Source organism: Niastella caeni, assembly GCF_004834005.1.
In the GTDB taxonomy this organism is placed as follows: domain Bacteria; phylum Bacteroidota; class Bacteroidia; order Chitinophagales; family Chitinophagaceae; genus Niastella; species Niastella caeni.
Genome location: NZ_STFF01000006.1, coordinates 440,120 through 459,814, shown reverse-complemented (window position 1 = coordinate 459,814; position 19,695 = coordinate 440,120). Strand labels below are relative to the sequence as shown.

General features: G+C 44.1%; 13 protein-coding genes. 5 read left to right on the top strand and 8 right to left on the bottom strand.

Going from position 1 to position 19,695, the window contains the following annotated elements:
* The first annotated feature begins 9 nt into the window (after window positions 1-9).
* Together FAM09_RS22170 and FAM09_RS22165 are read left to right on the top strand one after the other, a co-directional pair.
* A complete protein-coding gene (locus FAM09_RS22170) occupies window positions 10-1,716 on the top strand; it encodes a RagB/SusD family nutrient uptake outer membrane protein (protein WP_136579333.1) in 1,707 nt (568 codons plus the stop codon).
* 55 nt (window positions 1,717-1,771) lie between these two features.
* A complete protein-coding gene (locus tag FAM09_RS22165) occupies window positions 1,772-3,253 on the top strand; it encodes a glycoside hydrolase family 32 protein (RefSeq protein ID WP_136579332.1) in 1,482 nt (493 codons plus the stop codon).
* A gap of 53 nt (window positions 3,254-3,306) precedes the next feature.
* On the opposite strand, the gene FAM09_RS22160 is transcribed toward FAM09_RS22165, so the two are convergent.
* From FAM09_RS22160 to FAM09_RS22140, 5 genes are all read right to left on the bottom strand, one after another.
* Entirely contained in the window at window positions 3,307-5,016 is a 1,710-nt protein-coding gene (locus FAM09_RS22160) for a thiol-activated cytolysin family protein (protein ID WP_166437231.1), read from the bottom strand.
* Between the two features lie 106 nt (window positions 5,017-5,122).
* Window positions 5,123-5,581 carry a hypothetical protein gene (locus FAM09_RS22155; protein ID WP_136579330.1) on the bottom strand — a complete coding sequence of 153 codons (459 nt, stop codon included), beginning with the start codon at window positions 5,579-5,581 and terminating at the stop codon, window positions 5,123-5,125.
* A 30-nt stretch (window positions 5,582-5,611) separates the two neighbouring features.
* Window positions 5,612-6,688, bottom strand: a complete 1,077-nt coding sequence (locus tag FAM09_RS22150; protein WP_136579329.1) for an OmpA family protein — start codon at window positions 6,686-6,688, stop codon at window positions 5,612-5,614.
* Between the two features lie 80 nt (window positions 6,689-6,768).
* On the bottom strand, window positions 6,769-7,404 hold the full coding sequence (locus FAM09_RS22145) for a response regulator (protein WP_136579328.1): 636 nt from the start codon (window positions 7,402-7,404) through the stop codon (window positions 6,769-6,771).
* Window positions 7,405-7,445: 41 nt separating this feature from the next.
* Window positions 7,446-9,662 carry an ATP-binding protein gene (locus FAM09_RS22140; protein ID WP_136579327.1) on the bottom strand — a complete coding sequence of 739 codons (2,217 nt, stop codon included), beginning with the start codon at window positions 9,660-9,662 and terminating at the stop codon, window positions 7,446-7,448.
* 193 nt (window positions 9,663-9,855) lie between these two features.
* Here FAM09_RS22140 and FAM09_RS22135 point away from each other — a divergent pair, with 193 nt between their 5' ends.
* The 3 genes from FAM09_RS22135 to FAM09_RS22125 all read left to right on the top strand — a co-directional run bounded on the left by FAM09_RS22135 (window position 9,856) and on the right by FAM09_RS22125 (window position 13,265).
* Window positions 9,856-10,986, top strand: a complete 1,131-nt coding sequence (locus FAM09_RS22135) for an ABC transporter ATP-binding protein (RefSeq protein ID WP_166437230.1) — start codon at window positions 9,856-9,858, stop codon at window positions 10,984-10,986.
* A gap of 11 nt (window positions 10,987-10,997) precedes the next feature.
* Window positions 10,998-12,506: a hypothetical protein gene (locus FAM09_RS22130; protein ID WP_136579325.1), complete on the top strand. Its 1,509-nt coding sequence runs from the start codon at window positions 10,998-11,000 to the stop codon at window positions 12,504-12,506.
* A 117-nt stretch (window positions 12,507-12,623) separates the two neighbouring features.
* Complete coding sequence (locus FAM09_RS22125) at window positions 12,624-13,265, top strand: 3-keto-disaccharide hydrolase (RefSeq protein ID WP_136579324.1); 642 nt, start codon at window positions 12,624-12,626, stop codon at window positions 13,263-13,265.
* Between the two features lie 71 nt (window positions 13,266-13,336).
* Here FAM09_RS22125 and FAM09_RS22120 read toward each other — a convergent pair whose 3' ends face one another.
* The 3 genes from FAM09_RS22120 to treS all read right to left on the bottom strand — a co-directional run bounded on the left by FAM09_RS22120 (window position 13,337) and on the right by treS (window position 19,635).
* Window positions 13,337-15,025: a patatin-like phospholipase family protein gene (locus tag FAM09_RS22120; protein WP_136579323.1), complete on the bottom strand. Its 1,689-nt coding sequence runs from the start codon at window positions 15,023-15,025 to the stop codon at window positions 13,337-13,339.
* 85 nt (window positions 15,026-15,110) lie between these two features.
* Window positions 15,111-15,710: a hypothetical protein gene (locus FAM09_RS22115; protein WP_136579322.1), complete on the bottom strand. Its 600-nt coding sequence runs from the start codon at window positions 15,708-15,710 to the stop codon at window positions 15,111-15,113.
* Between the two features lie 607 nt (window positions 15,711-16,317).
* Window positions 16,318-19,635 (bottom strand): maltose alpha-D-glucosyltransferase, encoded by a 3,318-nt coding sequence (gene treS, locus FAM09_RS22110; RefSeq protein WP_136579321.1) that lies wholly within the window; start codon window positions 19,633-19,635, stop codon window positions 16,318-16,320.
* Window positions 19,636-19,695 lie beyond the last annotated feature (60 nt).

Below are 19,695 nucleotides of genomic sequence, written 5' to 3'. Positions count from 1 at the left end.
TGCTTCAAAATGAAAAAGATATATATACCGGCATTTATCGCTTCCGCCATATTGATTTTCGGTTCCTGCAAAAAACAACTGGAATATACACCAACCGGCGTATTGTCGTCGTCGGCACTTACCTCGCCAACAGCCGTGGAAGGACTGGTTACTGCCGCCTACGCGGGTATTGGTAATGGTGATATGATAGGCCCCATCTACAGCATGTGGGCATATGGAAGCGTTCGCTCCGATGACGCCTATAAAGGCGGCGGTGGCACCGGTGATGTGGGCGAAATAGATGCCATGGAACACTATAACCTGGTAACACCAACCATGGATGCCTTTGTTTCGCGCACCTGGAAGAATTTATTCAAATCCATTTCCCGGGCTAATGTGGCCTTACGTGCGGTGACCAGTCTTGCAGATGCCGCCTTCCCGCAAAAAAAATCAAGACTGGCAGAATTGAAATTCCTGAGAGCGCATAGCTATTTTACGATGAAGATCCTGTATAAGAACATTCCCATTTTTGATGAGAATGCAACTTCAGACGACATATTGCAACTGTCTAACGACCTGACATGGGAAGAATCGTGGAATAAAATTGCCGCCGATCTTCAATACGCAGTAGATAACCTGCCTGAAACCCAGCCAGAAATGGGCAGGCCCAATAAATATGCAGCTCAGGCTTACCTGGCGAAGCTGCGGTTGTTCCAGGCTTACGAGCAGAATACCACACATAAGGTAATCAGCATCAATCAAACAAGATTGCAGGAAGTAGTTGCCCTATGCCAGTCGGTTATTTCATCAGGGAAATATGCATTGAGCGCCGACATTGCCAATAATTTTTTACCTGAAACGGAGAATGGATCAGAGTCCCTCTTCGCCATTCAATTTACGATCAACGATGGAACAACTTCGGGAAGGTTGAATTATGAAGATGGGTTGAACTATCCGCATGGCGCGCCGCAATATGGCTGCTGCGGTTTTCATGCTGCCAGCCAGAACCTGGTAAACGCGTATACTACCGATGCAGGCGGTTTGCCTAAGTTCACCACTTTTAATAACAGCATAGCAAATTTGAATACAGCAACTGTTGATGTTCGAATAGATCATACCGTTGGTATTGACGGGCACGTTTACAAGTATGATAATACAAAAGTATTCAGCAACAGTTGGGTGCGCGACCCGGGCGTATATGGCAATTTTCATACCATGCGCAATCAGCAACTGGCCACCAGCTCTTCTTATTTCAAGAATGGTCCTTTTATGGGCGTTGCAAAAAATTATGATATTATCCGGTACGATGAGGTTTTATTAATGCAGGCGGAAGCATACATCGAACTGGGACAGCCCGATAAGGCGCTGCCGTTGATCAACCAGATCAGGACCAGGGCGGCTGCCAGTACCGGCAGGCTGAAAAAGATGGACGGTACTTTTGCTTCCAACTATAATATACAACCGTATCCGGCTGCCGGTTTTACGCAGGGATATGCTCGTACTGCATTGCAATGGGAACGGCGCCTTGAATTTGCAACGGAAGGACAACGGTTTTTTGATCTGGTAAGATGGGGGATAGCAGCCCAGGTTTTAAATGATTATATCAGTGTTGAAAAAAGCAGGCGAACATTTCTGGCAACTGCTGTATTCACTGCAGGAAGGGATGAGTACCTGCCCGTACCGCAATCGGAAATTACGTTTACGAAAGGTTTGTATAAGCAGAATCCGGGGTACTGATTGTTTGATTGTTAAATTGTTTGATGGTTGGTGGCCATTCTAAAAAGCATAAGATATGAATACAAAGAGACTGTTTTTCATAATAGTATTTTTTATAGCAATCGCATCCGTACACGGGCAACAGGCGTATAAGGAACCGCATCGTCCGCAGATCCATTTTTCACCTAAGGAAAAATGGACCAACGATCCGAATGGCATGGTGTATCATAATGGTATTTATCACCTGTTCTTTCAATATTATCCCGATAGTACGGTATGGGGGCCTATGCATTGGGGACATGCTACCAGCAAGGACCTGGTTCACTGGCAGCAGCAACCCATAGCATTGTACCCCGATAGCCTGGGTTACATATTTTCAGGCAGTGCCGTAGTTGATAAGAATAATACATCGGGCTTTGGTAAAAATGGAAAAACGCCCCTGGTGGCCATCTTTACACACCATGACCCTAAGGGAGAGAAAGAAGGCAGGAACAACTTTCAGAACCAAAGCCTGGCCTATAGTCTTGATGATGGAAAAAGCTGGACGAAATATAACGGTAACCCGGTGTTGAAGAGTCCTGGCATAACCGATTTTCGCGATCCCAAAGTATTTTGGCATGAGCCGCAAAAAAAATGGATCATGACACTGGCCACCAAAGACCGGATTACCTTTTATTCTTCTCCCGATCTAAAGAACTGGACAAAGGAAAGCGAGTTTGGAAAAGAACTGGGCGCGCATGGTGGCGTGTGGGAATGCCCCGACTTATTTTCATTGGATGATAATGGAAAGAAAGTTTGGGTGCTGATCGTAAACCTGAATCCGGGCGGACCCAACGGCGGTTCTGCTACCCAATATTTTATCGGTGATTTTAACGGCAATAAGTTTACGCCCATGGATAGCAGTACAAGGTGGCTTGATTATGGACCTGATGAATATGCCGGCATTACCTGGTGTAATACCGGCGCCCGGAAAATATTTCTGGGCTGGATGAGCAACTGGTCATATGCGAACGTAGTGCCAACCGCAACCTGGAGAAATGCAATGACCATCCCCCGGGAGTTAAAAATTAAACATGTAGGAACAGCTATTCATGTAGCATCGGAGCCGGTTGCGGAACTCAATTCAATTCGTTTGAACCCGGTTGCTCTATCCCCGGGCGCCAGGAAAATAGCATTGCCAGGCCGTCTTGATTTGAGCATGGATAAGCCGGACAATTTTTCAGTAACACTTTCCAACGATGCCGGGGAAGAGGTTGTAATAGGTTATAATAAGGAACAGCAACAGTTTTTCATTGACCGAAGCAGATCCGGTATAACTGATTTTCAAAAAGACTTTGCCGGTAAGTTTGTGGCGCCCCGGTTTCGCCCATCTGGTAGTATGGACCTTTCGTTGATCATTGATGTTAGCTCGGTTGAATTGTTTGCCGATAATGGTTTAACGGTAATGACGGCCATTTTCTTTCCTGCGAAACCATTTGATCGGCTCCGGATGCAATCTGCAGGAAATGCCCCATTTAAAAAATTAACGTACGCCAATTGTAAAAGCATCTGGAAATAAAATGAAGAAGAGCCTGTCTGCATAATAAGACAGGCTCTTCACTTATAATGGAATTACTGATTGGTTATTGTAAATAAAGCATAAAAGCAATGCACGCGATCGGTATTTGAGCACCAACGTCCTGCTACATAGGTGCCATACTTGTAATCATTCGGTTTTGCCTGTATCATATCCGATCCTGCAAATACTTCGTTCAACATCTTGTCTACAGATTCTACCCGGTTCATACCGTGAAAGCCAAGAGCGGCCAGGTCATTATCCTTGTGATTGGTATTGATATTGCATTTAAACCGCAGCATGATCCGGTTCTCATTGGCCAGCATGGGGTTGATGGTAATGCTTTTTGTACCGTTTGGAATGTTCTTTATTTCAGGTCGCAGATTGTTGCCGGCGCGTACATCAGCATAATTGATCACCGTGCGGTTGGGGGCATTTCCCTTGTAATCCCACAGCACCGAGTTCCACAACATTTTTACCGGTTGTTTCTGTGCATTGGTCTCCCACACTTCCACACCTACAGTTCCCCAGGCATAGCTGCAGTCGCCGCCATGCATATCTTCAATGGCTACGTTGTGCAATTGTATTTTTAAGCCTTTGGCTGGGGTGCATTGTCTTTCGGTATAACTGGTGGTGCTGCGGGTAGCGGCAGTAGCATTGTCATTCAGGTATTTTAGTTCATAGCTGATGGCTACCGGCGCCACATTGGGATCGAGGCGTAAACCGTTTTGTACATAGTCATCAAATGACTGTAATTGATTGGGTGAAGTAAGGCTCATGGTATTGGCTGCGTCGCCACCGAAGAAGAAACCGCTGATCTGCATAGAGGCAATGGTGCGTTGGTAATTCAACCTTGCATTCGCCGATACCGACACAGAGCCAGAGCTATACGTAAAGTCCAGTGCTGCCTGAATAGCTTCCCGGCTTGAATCGGATGAGATCAGGATATATCCCAGGCGACCATAGTTTACCTTGTTCACATAAACCAGGTTAGGGAACGATCCGCTGTTGGCTGCCAGTACTTTTCCATCTGCGCGGTTAAGCATTACTGAAAAGTATACCTGTGTTAACTTGGCAATAAAAATATTTTTGCTGGAAGACTTCAAATAATTAAAGCTGGCATTCAGGTCGGCGCCATAACCGGTAAAACCGGCGCCAATTTCAAAAGCCAGTTGTTCTGAAGAGTTCATTGATTTTACTTCAACAGAAATGCGACTGGCGTTTTTAACATTGCCGCCCCTTCTCATTAAATCGCCAATGCCATCATTCACCCCGCCAAGGTTGGGCTGTACATTCACAATGGAGCTGCCAGAGAAAGCTGCAGAAAAAAGGTCGGTGGTGATCTCATAAGGCTTCAACTCAAGGTTGGTAGGCGCATTATAAGTACCATCGATAAAAGCGTTATCATAATAAACAGCGCCGGGATATATTTTATCGTTCTGGTTTCCCAATACGATCTTTGTATAATCGCCTTTTTCCTCACTTACCTGCGAGGTAGTGCAATACCGTCCATTAGCGTCAGGCGCTGTGGCGCTTGAGGTTGACGTTACTGTTCTTTTGGCGCTGATGGTGCCGCGTTGCATCCTGAAACTTGGATTGGCTGCGTTGGCGGGAACAATATACTTGATAGCTGTACTTCCTTTTATCAGAAAGGGAATATTGCCTTTCAGCTTTATGGGTGTTAAGTTTCTGGCAGGGGTTATTTGCGCAAACAGTCCGGCGCATAATAACTGAATCAGGCAAACCAGTAATGGTATTCTTTTCATTTTGGTATTTTTAATTTTCAGGTTAAAGATTTTTGACAGATCAAAGATGGCATGAATAAGTCCCTTCATCAACTACACAACCATGTAGTGCGTACCGGGAGGTTTTTCAGAGCGATAGGGTTTCAAAATTTCCTTCTGTTATTTTCAGTTTATTCCCGTTCCTGTCTTGCAACTGACCTTCAAAGGTTCCGTTCAATAACAGGAAGGCGCCCAGTTGTTTTACCGTTTTCACTGTTACCTTCAGGTAATCGCCTGCCTGTTGTGGAAAGTATGTTTTATGATCAAGGGTAAATTCAACTTTTCCTTCCCGTATGCCTATTGAAAAAGTACCGGGTCCCTTTACGCCTTTCCATTCAATACCGATCACCATGTTGTTGCTGGCGCCGTTGATATAGGCAATGGACGTTTGCTTTACTGCATACCCTCTTGCATGGGTGGAATCCGCCGTATACAATTGTCCATTTGCCCGGAAGTTCAATGTGCCTATTGATTTCCCGTTTGCGGCTATGGCGCTCAACTGCGCGGGAAGCCATAGCAGCAATAGTATACTCAGGTAAAACTTCATTGGGTAAATTTTCAGGATGAGCATATGCTATCAGAGCTTCACGATCTCGGTCAAAAAGCCTTTGATCTTTTGTCCGGTTTTGGTATTCTGCATGGCATCTGTTTTCGTCTTTATTTTATTGCTTATTCCTGTTACAATGCGGTCTACTTTCAGATGAAATTTTTCAACGAGGTACGCCTTCATCTTTTCTACCTTTTGCTTTACCATTTCTTCATTTATGGCTCCTGTTGAAGTAGTGCCTTGCGTCATAACGGGCGCCTGCTCCATACCGTTGATCTGGATGTTGAGGTTAGGATCGGCCACCAGTGCCTGTCCCAGTGTATCCAGCAGCGGCAGGGATTGTTGCGTCATTTCATTGGTTTGCGGATTGAAGCTGATATCATTGGTAACAACGGAGCCTTGTTCGAACAGTTGTTTGATCAATAAGCGGCGTGCATCGGCTTCGCCGGCCGCGATGCGGATATTGCTGATATAGATCCCGTCTGGTGGTGCAGGGATGGAGGTGCCGCCGGCTACAAAAAAGTTGTTGCGATATTCAGGGATGAGCAGCTTGGGCATGTCAACTACTTTCGTTTCATCGAGATAAACCCTGAAACGTGTTTTATTGATCGCTATGCTTACATGCAGTATCCTGTCGATATAGCCTTCCATACTGAAATCTCTTTTTGAGCTGATGTCCTGTACGTCTTTGTTGATCACGATATCGGGGTAGCCCACCATGTTTTGCAGGGTTACAGAAATGTTTTTGTAATGCACATTTCCGGAAGCCACATCGCTTATAGGGGTAATGCCAAAGTGTACGCGGCACGATTCTTTTTTCACTACCAGGTCAAACTCGATCGTGCAATCTTCCGGCAACTTCTTTTTAAGCTCCGGGTTTACGGCAACATTGCCATTTACTTTTAACCATTTCCCGGGAAAGCCATCCAGTTCAACAACTGAACCTTCGCTGCTGGTGCTCCATCTGGCCGGAAAATCACCAACAGGATCTTTCGAGAAATTGTCTTCGAAGATTACATTTCCGCCAGGAATGAAATCGGAAGACTGGGCAAACAGCGAGCCCATTGAACTGATCACGATCAGAACGAAAGCAAATGTTTTTTTCATCTGGTTTTAAAATTTCCATAAAACTAGCAGGGAAGCCGGTGCGGGGCAACTACATCATTATGTAGCCGCAGCAGGAATGTTCAAACGAGCTTGTCTTTTATGGCTTTGGAAACCGCTTCGGTAGCGGAATGTACATGGAGTTTATCGTAGATCTTCTTGATGTGAAATCGAACGGTGTCAATACTGATCTTTAGGTCGGCTGCGATCATTTTATAGCTAAAGCCATTTACCAGGAATTTAAGAATGGCAGTTTCTTTCTCTGTGAGGTTGCTTTTTTCCTGTTCTTCTGTTTTGGCTTGCGGCACCATCATCAATACTTTTCTGGCTACCGAACCCGTCATGGGTGCTCCGCCGGCCAGAACCATGCGAATGGCGGAAGGAATTTCTTCGGTGGCATAACGTTTCAGAATATATCCTGAAGCGCCGGCGCAAATAGCATTGAAGATATTCTCGTTATCGTCAAATACAGTAAGCATGATCACGGGTAATTTATCATTGATCTGGCTGATCTTCTTTACTGCTTCCACGCCGTTTACTACCGGCATATCGATATCCATTAAAACCACATCGGGTTTCATTTCTTTGATATCGGTTTCAACCGTTTCTGCATTCGGCATGGCTGCCAGCAATTCAAAACCCTGGTCTGCAGTGATCAGGGCTTCCATGCTACAGCGCAAAGCTTCATTATCGTCGTAGAGCAGTACTTTTATACCCATAATTAAAAATAAGGATCTGTATTTGTTGCCCTGCTACATGATCATGTAGTTGGCAAACGAAGCGAAATGGACGTGCCTTTTCCGGGCAGGGAATATATTGCCAGCTTACCATTTAATGAGGCGGCCCTGGCCTGCATGTTTTTCAAACCACTGGAGGAGGTTTGTTTGTCTATATCGAAACCACATCCGTCATCAACTATCTGCATTTGAAGGCCGGTATTTATTTTCTCCAATGTTACCTGCACCGTTGTTGCGCCGGCGTACTTGGCAATATTATTCACCGCCTCTTTGAATACAAGGAAAAGATCCCGACGCTGGTTCATGTCGAGCGATTTGCTCAGCACTTCTTCGTCGATATTGATCACCGTATGTACATTTTTAGATTCCAGTGTTTGTGCGGCATATTCACGCATCCGGATCACCATATTCTCCAGCTTGTCGTTCTCTGGTTTTACCGCCCATACGATATCGCTGATCCCCTGCTGCACCGCGGCAGACTGCTCGGTTATTTTTTGCAGGAAGGAAGATGTTTTGGCCTGATCGTGCTGTAAATTCTTTTTCGACACTTCCGACAGGATCTTTATACTGGTGAGGGTAGAACCAATTTCATCGTGCAGGTCCTTGGCAATATTATTCCGAACGGCCAGCAGTGCCTCCTGTTCTTTTATCTTTCTTCTTAACTGGTACCGGTTGAACAGGAAGTAACCAAGTGCCGCCAACAGTAGAACGCTTCCCAGGATAAAATTCCGGACAAGGGTTGAATTCCGTAATTGTTTTTGTTGTAACTGTTTATCCTGTGCTGCTAATTGCAATTGCTGTTCATTATTTTTTGCCAGCAGCAGTTGTTTTTCCAGTTCTTCATCCTGTTGTTTTATTTTTAATTCCTGCAGTTCTTTTGCTTTGGAAAGCAATTCGATCTCGTTTTCCTTTTTCTGTGCTTCCAACATGTTGCCGGCGATGAGCGCCTTTTGTTTTTCTATCTGCAATTCTTTTATCCTTTGCTCTGTAACCATTTTCAGAATTTCATTGTCTTTCTTTTCCGAATCATACTCGATTTTTATTTTTTCAATGTTTGTCAATGCACTGGCAGTGGCAATAGTATCCCGGTAGGTGGTGTAAATTTTATAATACCGGTACGCATTTTCAAAGTCTTTATGAGAAAAGTAGAAGGTGCTCATTTTTTCATATGCATTGCCGATATTTTCTTTGTTGTCGAGTTGTTTTGAAAGGGCCAGCCCTTTTTGGAAAAATGCCACTGCGCCAACAGAATCGTTTGTTGCATTCGCCAGGTTACCGGCAGCAACATAAAGCCTCGATAACATTACCTTGTTGTCTGTTTCTTCAAACAGGGCGATCGATTTGTTTTGCCATTGCAGGGCATTGCCAAATTCTTTGGCCTTCACATAATAAGTGGCCATGCCGGAATAAGCTGCTGCCCGCAGTTTGGTATTGTTGATCTTTTCCGAATAGGTAACCGCCTTTTTCAGGTGATCGAGCGCCAGTGAAAACGAGTCCTTAAGAATATATAGCTGGCCTATATTAATTTGGGGAATAATAAGTCCCTGAATATCGTTTTGTTTCTCTCGGAAATAGATACTTTTCTTTTGAAATTCTATGGCATCGTTGGGACGGCCTATAAGATAATACAATGATGAGATATTGCTGTAGGTTTCACCCAGGCCTGCATGGTGATTATGTTTCTCATATAACCGTAATGTTTTGAAAAACCATTTCATGGCTTCATTATGTTTGCTGAGGGCCATGTAAACCGTAGCCATATTACTATATACTTCGGCTGTTTTTATAGATTGTTCTTTTTCAAGCCGCAGGTCCAGTACATATAAAAAATTATCTGCGGCTTCACCATTCTTTCCCTGCTCCAACAGGTATACGCCTTCCCGCGTTCTGGCATTGATGATGAGGTTGGTGTCTTTAAAATGAACCGCTGTTGTAAGTATGATGGAATCGTATTTCCTAATGCCCGCCAGTTTTCCGTTAGTCAGCATTATATCGGCGAGGATATCATAGGCAGTGGCTGAGAATAATTTTAGATTATGCTTCTCTGTCAGTCGCAACACGTCGTTGCATATATTGATTGCCGTATCGTACAAACTTTTTTTAAAAAGAAGCGTTGCCTGGTCCAGGGAGTGCCGGATAAAAACCGTATCTATCGGTGGGATCTTCCTTTGGCAAAAACTGGCTTGGCAGAAGGAAAGCGCCAGTATAAGCAGGGGTATTTTGGGAGATAAGAGCTTCATATGAGAGAAATCGGTTATATTTTTGGAAATTAGCAATATTTTATGAAAGCATATAAAATAATTTCCCACTATAAATTTTCAGCTATATCTCCGTCAGTCAATATATTTTTATAATATAATAGGTCCGGAAATTGAGCGCCTGGTATTTCAATTTTCCTTTTTTTACTGCATCTTTATGCCAATCTACACCCCCATGCATACGAGAATTGTAGAAATTCAATCCTATCTTCAACACAATGATCATTCGTTAGCAGTAAGAAGGATACTGGATGCGTCGCTTGATATAGCAGATATGACATTGCTGAAAGAAGCCATTGCTGTTAGCCAGGCATACCGGCAATATAAAGACACAACAGTACCAACGTCATTCTTTCAATCGGCCAATGCATTGCTTCACAAGATCAGTAATGCTACCGATATGTTTACAGATCAAACTACGTCACTGGTAACTGCCCGGGAGATCAGCAAAACCTATAGCTCGGGAAACTTCAGCCTACGGCCGATCAGTATACAAATAAATACCGGCGATGTACTTGGAATAGTTGGCGAGAACGGGAACGGCAAAACAACGTTGCTGCGGTGCATGGCGGGACAACTGGCATTAGATAGCGGCGAATTGCATTTTGCACAACTGGAGAAACCTGATTATTACGATATCAAACACCACCTGGCGTTTATTCCACAACGCATTCCACGGTGGTATGGGTTATTAAAAGACAATCTTCATTTCTCCGCTGCCATCTCGGGCGTTACAGGTGAAGAAAACAGCGTAATGGTCGACTTTATGCTCGAACGTCTTGATCTGACGCCGTACGCACACCTTACCTGGACCCAGATCAGCAGCGGTTACCGCACCCGCTTTGAAATAGCACGCATCTTATTACAGAAGCCTAAGTTGCTCATTCTTGATGAACCGTTGGCTAACCTCGATATAAATGCCCAGCAAAGCATTTTGACCGATCTGCGGTTTATGGCGAAGTCGGTACATAACCCCATGGGTATTTTGCTAAGTTCGCAGCAATTGCACGAAGTGGAGAAAATTGCCGATACGGTACTGCTTATTAAAAAAGGTTCCTGCCTTTTCAGAACAGGGGAGGGGGAGAAAACTGCCGACGCATTTGTCGTTGAACTGGAAACCACTGCCAATAGAGCGCTGTTGCTGAAGGCGCTGGACGATAAGGGCGAGCTGCAGTTTAACGGCGGTTTCTATACCATCACTTCAAAAGAACTACCGGCACAGGATATTTTATCAAAACTGGTTAATGGAAGTATTCCCATTACCTATTTCCGCGACATTACCCATTCAACCAAACGCTTTATTTAATATCATTACCCATGAACATAAACAGACCCCTGATGCCCGGGTTCCTGAAAAAAGCAGATCAAAAATTATTGTTGAATAAACCCGGCATTTGGAGCACACGCGCCCATCTTGTATTGTATTATGGTGCATTATTCATCCTGTTCCTGGCAGCGCTTTGTTTTTTAGAACCCAATGATGTAAGGAATTATTCCACTACAGAATACTGGATAGGGTTTGTATCTATCATCTCTGCTATAGGGCTTGTAGTTTGGCTTATATACCTGCTTCGTTTTAATGTGTTTAAAAAATATGGTAATATCCATCCTTTAAATGCACTTCGCGCCTTTTTGTTATATTTTGTATCAACGGGTATTATTGTATTATTTAGTTATGTGCATCCTTTTGTAGAAAGCGTTCGGGCAAACATGGCATTTGGTAATGAAGAGATCGTTCAGGATATAAATGCCATAAATCTTAAAATATGCCAGCTTGAATTTAATTTACTGCAAGGGCCCTGGAAATATGACACGGTTGCCAGGGTAAAAAGCCAAACGCCATCAACAGATCCTCCATCCGGTTATGAAGTTGATACTGCAGTGGAAGATCTGCCAAGCGTATGGACAGCCGTTCCATATTACCATCTTGATTCTACTGCGTTTAGTAACAGGTTAGCCGGTACTGATAGCTTGGTTAAAATTAATGACACGGTATACCTGATGTATAATACGCCTGCTTATAATTTTGTTGATAACTACGGGGCCGATGATTTCACTAAAGAACAATTACTAAGTTCATTTGAGATTTATAATAAAGTACTCAGGCATCCACCTGCCCCGGCAGAGCGGGCTGCTATCAGTAAAGAGCTCAGCGTACTGATCAATAAATATCATCGTCCTGAAAATTTGAGAAACCATAGCCGGTCCGAGGAGATTAATGATAATGATACCCCATTTGAAATAATCCAAAAGAAATATAAGATAAGTGAGGTTGACCAAAACATTGGAAATGTTGTTGAAAAGAAATACCGCTGGAAGGGCCGCCACCTGCCGGACTTTATCAGGCTATTTTATTACGTAACATTAGGCATCACCCTGCTGATATTTATTTTCAGGCATTCGGCTGTTCGCACCTTTTTTCTGTCATTGCTTACAGGCGTGTTATTGTCCATTTTCACGGCATTGATGATCGCGTTTTTTAGGTTTGAAGGAACCGGGTTCTTTATGTTGATGATCTTATACGCTGCTTTGTTTTTCCTGGGCTCATTGTTAACCTGGGCGAACAAAAAAAGAAAGGCGATAACCGGTATATTAATCAACCTGTTTGTTTTTATTGCTCCCGTATTTCCATTGTTGATTTTTGGCTGGTATTATAGCCGGATGAGGCAGCAATATTATTTGCAGGAGCCACCGTTTGTTGAACCATTTGATTTGGATCAGTATCTTATTTATCCCGAAATAGGAGGGGGGCTGTTATTCCTGATCCTGTTGGCAACATACATCGGCAAAGTTTACCGCCGTTGGTATTCTTTACCGGAAGATTAGTATTGATCCTGGCTAGAATATTCTTTGGCAACGATACCACGAGCAGTAACAGGTAAGATAATTTTGGCGCCTGGTAATTGTTTTTGCTAAAACCCTACCTTCATGCAAATTTTCAGAATGAGAAGGCTATCATATCTCTTAACAATTGCATGTTGCCTGCTGGCTGGTGTGGCATTGGCGCAAAAGAAATCGAATGAATGGATCCCGCTGTTTGATGGTAAATCGCTCAGCGATTGGAAGGTGGGCAAAAATGCGTCTACGTTTACAGTTGACAGCGGAATGATCATTGCCTATGGGCCAACCGCTCATTTGTTTTATAATGGTAGTGTGCAAAATCATAATTTCAGGAACTTCCATTTTAAAGCCGAGGTAATGACCACACCGGGATCAAATTCCGGGATCTATTTTCATGCCGCATTCCAGGAAGAAGGCTGGCCTTCGAAGGGTTATGAGGTGCAGGTGAATAATTCTCATACCGACTGGCGCCGCACCGGCAGTTTGTATGCCGTGAATGACGTAAAAGACGTTTTGGTAAAAGATAATGTCTGGTTTACGGAAGAGATCATTGTGCAGGGTAAGAAAGTGACCGTAAAAGTGAACGGAAAAATAGTGGTTGAATATACAGAGCCTGATAACGCGCAACGGCCTGCAGATATGAATGGTCGCATGCTCTCCAATGGCACTTTTGCTTTGCAAGGCCACGATCCCAACAGCAAAGTATATTATAAGAACCTCCTGGTAAAAATATTGCCTGATTAGAAGAAAGGCAACAAGGCATAAAGGCAACAAGGCATAGAGTCTTGATGTAATCAGCATGCTGCCTTCGGCGTTCAGCGTTTTAATAATTCGTGTCCCGTCAGTGCATCTTTTATCGCTTTTAGTGCGCTATTGGTCAGCATACGATTGAGCACTACTTTGGCGCCTATCCATAATAAGAATTTGTTGAGCCCATTTGCTGTTATAGCATTCATCAATATCGATTGCACTCTTTTTTTCACCTGTGGCTGAAAGGCATCGATCTTGCTTTCGGGGATCACCGGCCAGTCACTGCCCGATGAAAAATTGGGAATAGGAAAATAAACGCCGGTTGGCAGCGGAGAAAAGATGGGGATGATCTGGTAATTGCCATTGGCTGCCTTGAATTGTTCTTTATTGATATTGCTGTACCCTTTTTTAAAGATGTCGTTTTGTTCCAGCGCCGATGGCGGAACTGTAAAATAATTCCGTAAGAACATTTCGCAATTGAAGCGACCCAGGAAATAATCGTGCACCCGGAATTCTTTATTCATAAACCCACTGAAACCGCTCAGGGCGCCACAGGCAATTGCACTGTCACCAGCTACATCTTCCATTTTACCTTCCAGGTTAGGTCTTCTACGCGTTGGTGTAATTAAAAACTGTCCTGATTTATTTTCATTCATGGCGTTGGTGAGGTCAGCCGGTTTAACCCTTACCTGGTTCAGAATGGCGCCCAGTGATAATCTTATTACATTAATTAAATTTCGATCGGGTTTTTTGCAGTCATCTGCTTCCTGGCTGGGAAAAGGATCAATCATCAACACAGTGCCTTTGAACAGGTTGGGGTCTTCGTATTCCGCTTCATTACCCTGGCCGGTTTTGCTGTTCAGTACCGTTCTTACTTTTTCAAACGGTTCATTATTGATAACACCGCCGTCGATATTCAGTGTATCACAATCAGGTTCCGGTACCGGAAAACGGCATGTAATGTCGCGGCAAAAGAGCATGCCATTCACATGGGCCGACTTGCGGTTCAGTTCTCTTGATAGTAAGCCGATGGGAAAAGCACCGGTTGCCATGGCTGCATTGCGGGCAATATCGAGGTTGAGATTGTTTTTGAAATCAAGCGGCATCCATCCATCCTTAACTTCTGTTGTCTGTTTCATAGTAAAACAGGCATAGTCGTTATGAATTGACATGTAATACTTGTTGTTCAATCCGGTATTGCCGCTAAAAGAAATATTGTATTTAAACCCTTGCAGGTTGGTTAGTGTTGTAAATATTTTAAGATCGGGATCAATGAAGTCGGGCATCTGTTTCCAGGTATCTTTATTTGGCTTTAATGCCCGGGCGGCTATTTGATCAATAAAAGAAGAATTGAGCAATGACATGATGTTGTTCTTGCCAATATCATTTGTTTGCAGCAGCAATGGCATCATGTCTACGTTCGTCATATCTACCCACGAATGATACAGGCTGTTTTCCGGGTGTTCGTCGAGCACGTCAGAAGTTGGTTTTGAAACCGGGATATAAGTATTGTTCAATGAGGCTGCGGTTATAAGCGCTGTCATGCCACCGGCGGAGGCGCCACCCATAACGGAGATCACCACCTTGTGCTGGGGAGTATCGGGCCAATTGGCCAGTTTACGTTTTTGCCATTCCTGTAATGCTTCCAGTAAATAATCCATTACGCCAGCGGTATAAGCACCGGCTGAAGCGGCACCGGCCATGCATAGGCCAATATGGAAGGTATTACTATCAGGAGTATTGGTAGCAGACATACAATTGGTTTAGTACCGGGAAAGGTAACTATTGTACCGTACTGCACCTACCGTTTTTTAACCCAATTTAGAAAGTGGCGCAACGTTAGTGTGAAACGTTCAACAATTTATTACTGAGGTCTTCCCCGATGCCTTCCTGGTGTAAATCCATAAATTCGGGCAGGCGTGGGTCGTTGGTCATAGCCAGGTAACAGGCAAAATTGTCGGTGATGAGCTCGCTGCTGTTTTCGGCCAGCAGTTTGTCAATAAATTTTTTATTGTCTGTTATATCCAGGTTGGCGGCTATGTATTTATCTATTTTAAGAATGAGGTCGAGAAAGAAGTCGACGGAGGCGCCATAAATATTCTGAAAGCGGAAGTCGTATTTTGTAGGGCCGTAAATGTATTCGTTTCGTCCGGTGCCGTTAGCCTTTATCCATTTTTTTAATTTTTTGGAACCCACGTAAGGCAATATTTCCAGGCCAACGCTGCTGCCTGCCATATTGCTTCTTGAGCTCCAGAAATTGATCTCCACAAAAAGATCTTTAGATTCAATCTTCACTTTAGGACGGCTTTTGGTATACTTATAGCCTTTCTGCTGATAATAAAATCCGATAGCCTGGCAAAAGGCATCGAATATCTCAGCAGGCGGTGTGGTATCGCTTTGATTGGTAAGGATGCTATTTTCAGTCCAAAATGTTGTCATAAATCTCACCGAAACCGGATCATTTTGCCAGTAATTTACCAATATTTTTTACTTGAATTGTAAGTATAACGATAATCCTGCGCCCCTTGTTTAAGTTAAAATACAATTAAATGATGATTAAGCAGATACAAATTAAATAAGTAGTATGATATTGATTTGAATCATTGGAATTTAGGACCGCTTACCTAAATTTTTTGTTATGATCACGGTCATTGTTTCCCACTTTTTCAAATTGTACATTTATATCAGATTAATCAATGGGCGATCAGTTAAGCAGGAAAATAGTAAAACTGTTTACGTATTGTTTGATAAGAGGCAAGAACGAGAACAGAAAACTATAGTCCGAAAAGGCAGAATTCATCTGTTATCTTAACTTGAAAACCGATTTGGTTAAGCAAACGCTGATAGCATAATGGTCATAAGTGATTACGAGCTACCAACGTTTAACGGGAGCGGGTCGAAAGACTCGCTTCTTTTTTTAGAAAAGGCATAAAGGCAACAAGGCAACGAGGCATAAGGCGTAAAGCATAAGTGTATTTGGTTTTAGCTTTCAGCTTTCTGCCTGTATTCGCTTGCAGCTTGCAGCGTGTAGCGTGCAGCCTTCTTTCTACTTAATAATCGACTTGATCGTTCTCAACGGCACTACCATTGAACTGAACCCATTGTTCAACGCATGATTCAGATCGAGCAGTGATTTCTCCAGCAAAAAAGTTTGTATCATCACCCTGAAGTCGGTTTTGTCTGCAGGCACAAAACGGCTGCCGGTCACCGTATCGAGGTACGCTTTCATAAAAAAGCCGCTCATATAATGCGCCCATAAACGAAGGAACGGAATGTACTTCGGTAAATTATCCTTCAGTATATGGTTGTTGAGATGGAACCCTTCAAACCCCGTATTGTGAAAGCTCCGCAGCATGGTGGCTACATCGTGCAGGGGCGATCTTTTTAATCTTCGTTCGCTATATGGCCGTAAAGGATCGCCGCCATATCCTTGTATGGCAAGGTCTTTACCTGTTAATAAGATCTGGTTTAATGTATAATAACCATGGATCCTGATCTTTAACACATCCAGTTTTTTGTTATATATCTTTTTAAACACAGCCAGCACATCATCCCGGTGTTTGAGCAATTCTTCCGCCTCGGTTTGCAGGTCTTTTGGCAGGTGCGGGATATTTCTTTTCAAATTTTGAAAAACTTCCCGTACCAGCGATACCATAGCTGAGAACAGGGAGCGCTGATAATGCAGGGAGAACTCTTCGGGTTTGAAATCTTTCAGGTCGCTGCCGGAGGCCAGCGCCAAATGCATTTGACCGGTTCGAATGCCGATCAGGCGTGCCTGGTCGGCGGCGCGGCTACCCAGCAGGTCTTTCAGCCCTGTTTGCAATTGCTCAAAGGCTGTTGGTTCGCTCAGGTTGCCTTGCAGCTCATAGGTAGGCAGGTTGTCCTGGTTCAGGGCCAGTATTCTTTCAATATAATTGTATACCCGTTCCAGCATATAACTGTATCCGCTACCGTGGTTTTCTATCATCACCTGCATCATGCCCATGGTGATCATGCCTTTGTCTGTCATCCATTCTATAGCGCCCAGGAAACCCGGAACGTATTCAAATTTTGCTTTCTCGTTCAGGTAGTGGGTAATTTCAGCATCGGGGTTAATGAAATAATCCACACGCCGGTAGATAGTAAGAAAGAAATTGTTATCATAGGTAATGGAACCATGATAGCGGTCGTCTTCGTGTACTTTGGATTTTATATCCTCGTGCTGTGTTGCGTAGTTGCCAAGGAGGCCGGTATTGTAAAACTTCACCTTGTTGTTGTTCTTGCCGGCAAAGGTTTCGTTGCGTACCAGGTTTTGATACAACCATTGCTGAAAGGTGGTTACAAATAATGCATCGCATAAAATGCCCTGCTGCTCACCTACATGCATATGGGCAATGATGGAGTGCGGAAAACTATTGGTTAGTTTTTGGGCTACCGCATTGGTGGCAAAGGTCACAATCAACTGGTACATTTCGGGCAGGCCGCTTTCATACGTCACTTCTATCAATAATAAAAGCGTATCGTGCGGTATTACGGGTATATTGACATGATTAATGATCTCTACATTGTGTACAGGCCGGACGCGGCCGGTAAACCATTTGGATTGCTTGAGGTAGGCCGGCAGTACGGCATTTTCCAGTTCGGCCCGGGTTGATTTAGTGATAATTTCCTGGAAATGTTTTACCTGCAACAAAGGAATTGCTTTTTGCTCATCAATTTCAGGATGCGCTTTCTCCAGGGAAAACCAAAGCGAGTTATGCGGACCGAGCGTAAAGAAATATGTTTCCGATTTGCCTACTGCCGGGAATTTGTTGCGGCTCATCAGTTCTATCAACACATTTCCTTTATAGCCTTCGAGCGGCACTTCGGCTACCTGCGCAAACTTCGACAGGTTTACCACAATGAGCAATGTTTCATCTTCGTACCGTCGCAAAAAGGCCAGCACTTTAGGGTTGTCGACGTTGAGGAAGGTGAGATCGCCCCGGCCAAAGGCTTTGTGTTTTTTACGCATGGTGATCATGCGTTTCATGAACCAGAATAGTGATGAGGTGTTACGGCGCTGCATTTCTACATTCACCGATTCGTAATGATATTCAGGATCGAGTATCAGCGGCAAATACAGTTGATGCGGATTTGAATTGGAAAAACCCGCATTGCGGTCGGGCGACCATTGCATGGGCGTGCGTACGCCATCACGGTCGCCTAAATAAAAATTATCGCCCATGCCTATTTCATCGCCATAATAAATTACCGGCGTACCGGGCAATGAGAACAGGAGGGAGTTGAGCAATTCTATTTTTTCGCGGTTATTTTCCATCAGCGGGGCCAGCCGGTGGCGAATACCCAGGTTGATGCGCGCTTTGGGGTCTTTTGCATACACTTTATACATGTAGTCCCGCTCTTCATCCGTTACCATTTCAAGCGTCAACTCATCGTGATTACGCAGGAAAATAGCCCACTGGCAGGTAGGCGGTATGGCGGGTGTTTGATCAAAAATATCGGTGATGGGGTAGCGGTCTTCCATTTGCAGCGCCATGAACATCCGCGGCATTACTGGAAAATGATAGTTCATGTGGCATTCATCACCATCACCAAAATACGATGCCGAATCTTCGGGCCACATGTTGGCTTCGGCCAGTAACACCGTGCCGGGGAATTGCTCGTCAACATGAGCGCGTAATTGCTTCAGGAAGGCATGCGTTTCGGGCAGGTTCTCCCCATTGGTGCCTTCGCGTTCGAACAAATAGGGAACGGCATCCAGCCGGAAGCCATCGACTCCCATATTGCACCAGAAATCGATGAGGTTAAATACTTCCTGTTGCACCAGCGGGTTGTCGTAATTAAGATCGGGCTGGTGATGGAAAAAGCGGTGCCAGTAATATTGTTGAGCAACGGGGTCCCAGGTCCAGTTACTTGTTTCAAAATCCTGGAAAATAATGCGGACGTCTTTGTATTGGGTGGGGTCGTCTGTCCATACGTAGTAATTTCTTTCCGGCGAACCCTTGGGGGCAGTGCGTGCCCGCTGAAACCAGGGGTGCTGGTCGGAAGTGTGGTTAATGACCAGCTCTGTAATTATTTTCAGGTTACGCTGGTGGGCCTCATCGAGCAGGTTTTTAAGCTGGCTGATGTTGCCATAGGAGGTGTTGATGTTATAATAATCGGCAATGTCATAACCATCGTCGCGCAGTGGCGAAGGGTAGAAGGGTAACAGCCAGATCGCATTTACACCCAGTTCCTGCAGGTAATCGAGTTTTTGAAGCAGACCGCCAAAATCACCGATGCCATCTCCATTACTGTCACAAAATGCCTTAATGTGTAGTTCGTAAATAATGGCGTCCTTATACCAGTGCAGTTTTTCGTTGAAACCATTTTTTGTATGTTCCATATCTCCCGGTTATATGAATACTTTATCTCACATAATTTTTGTGCCACATGGGGTGTTGTT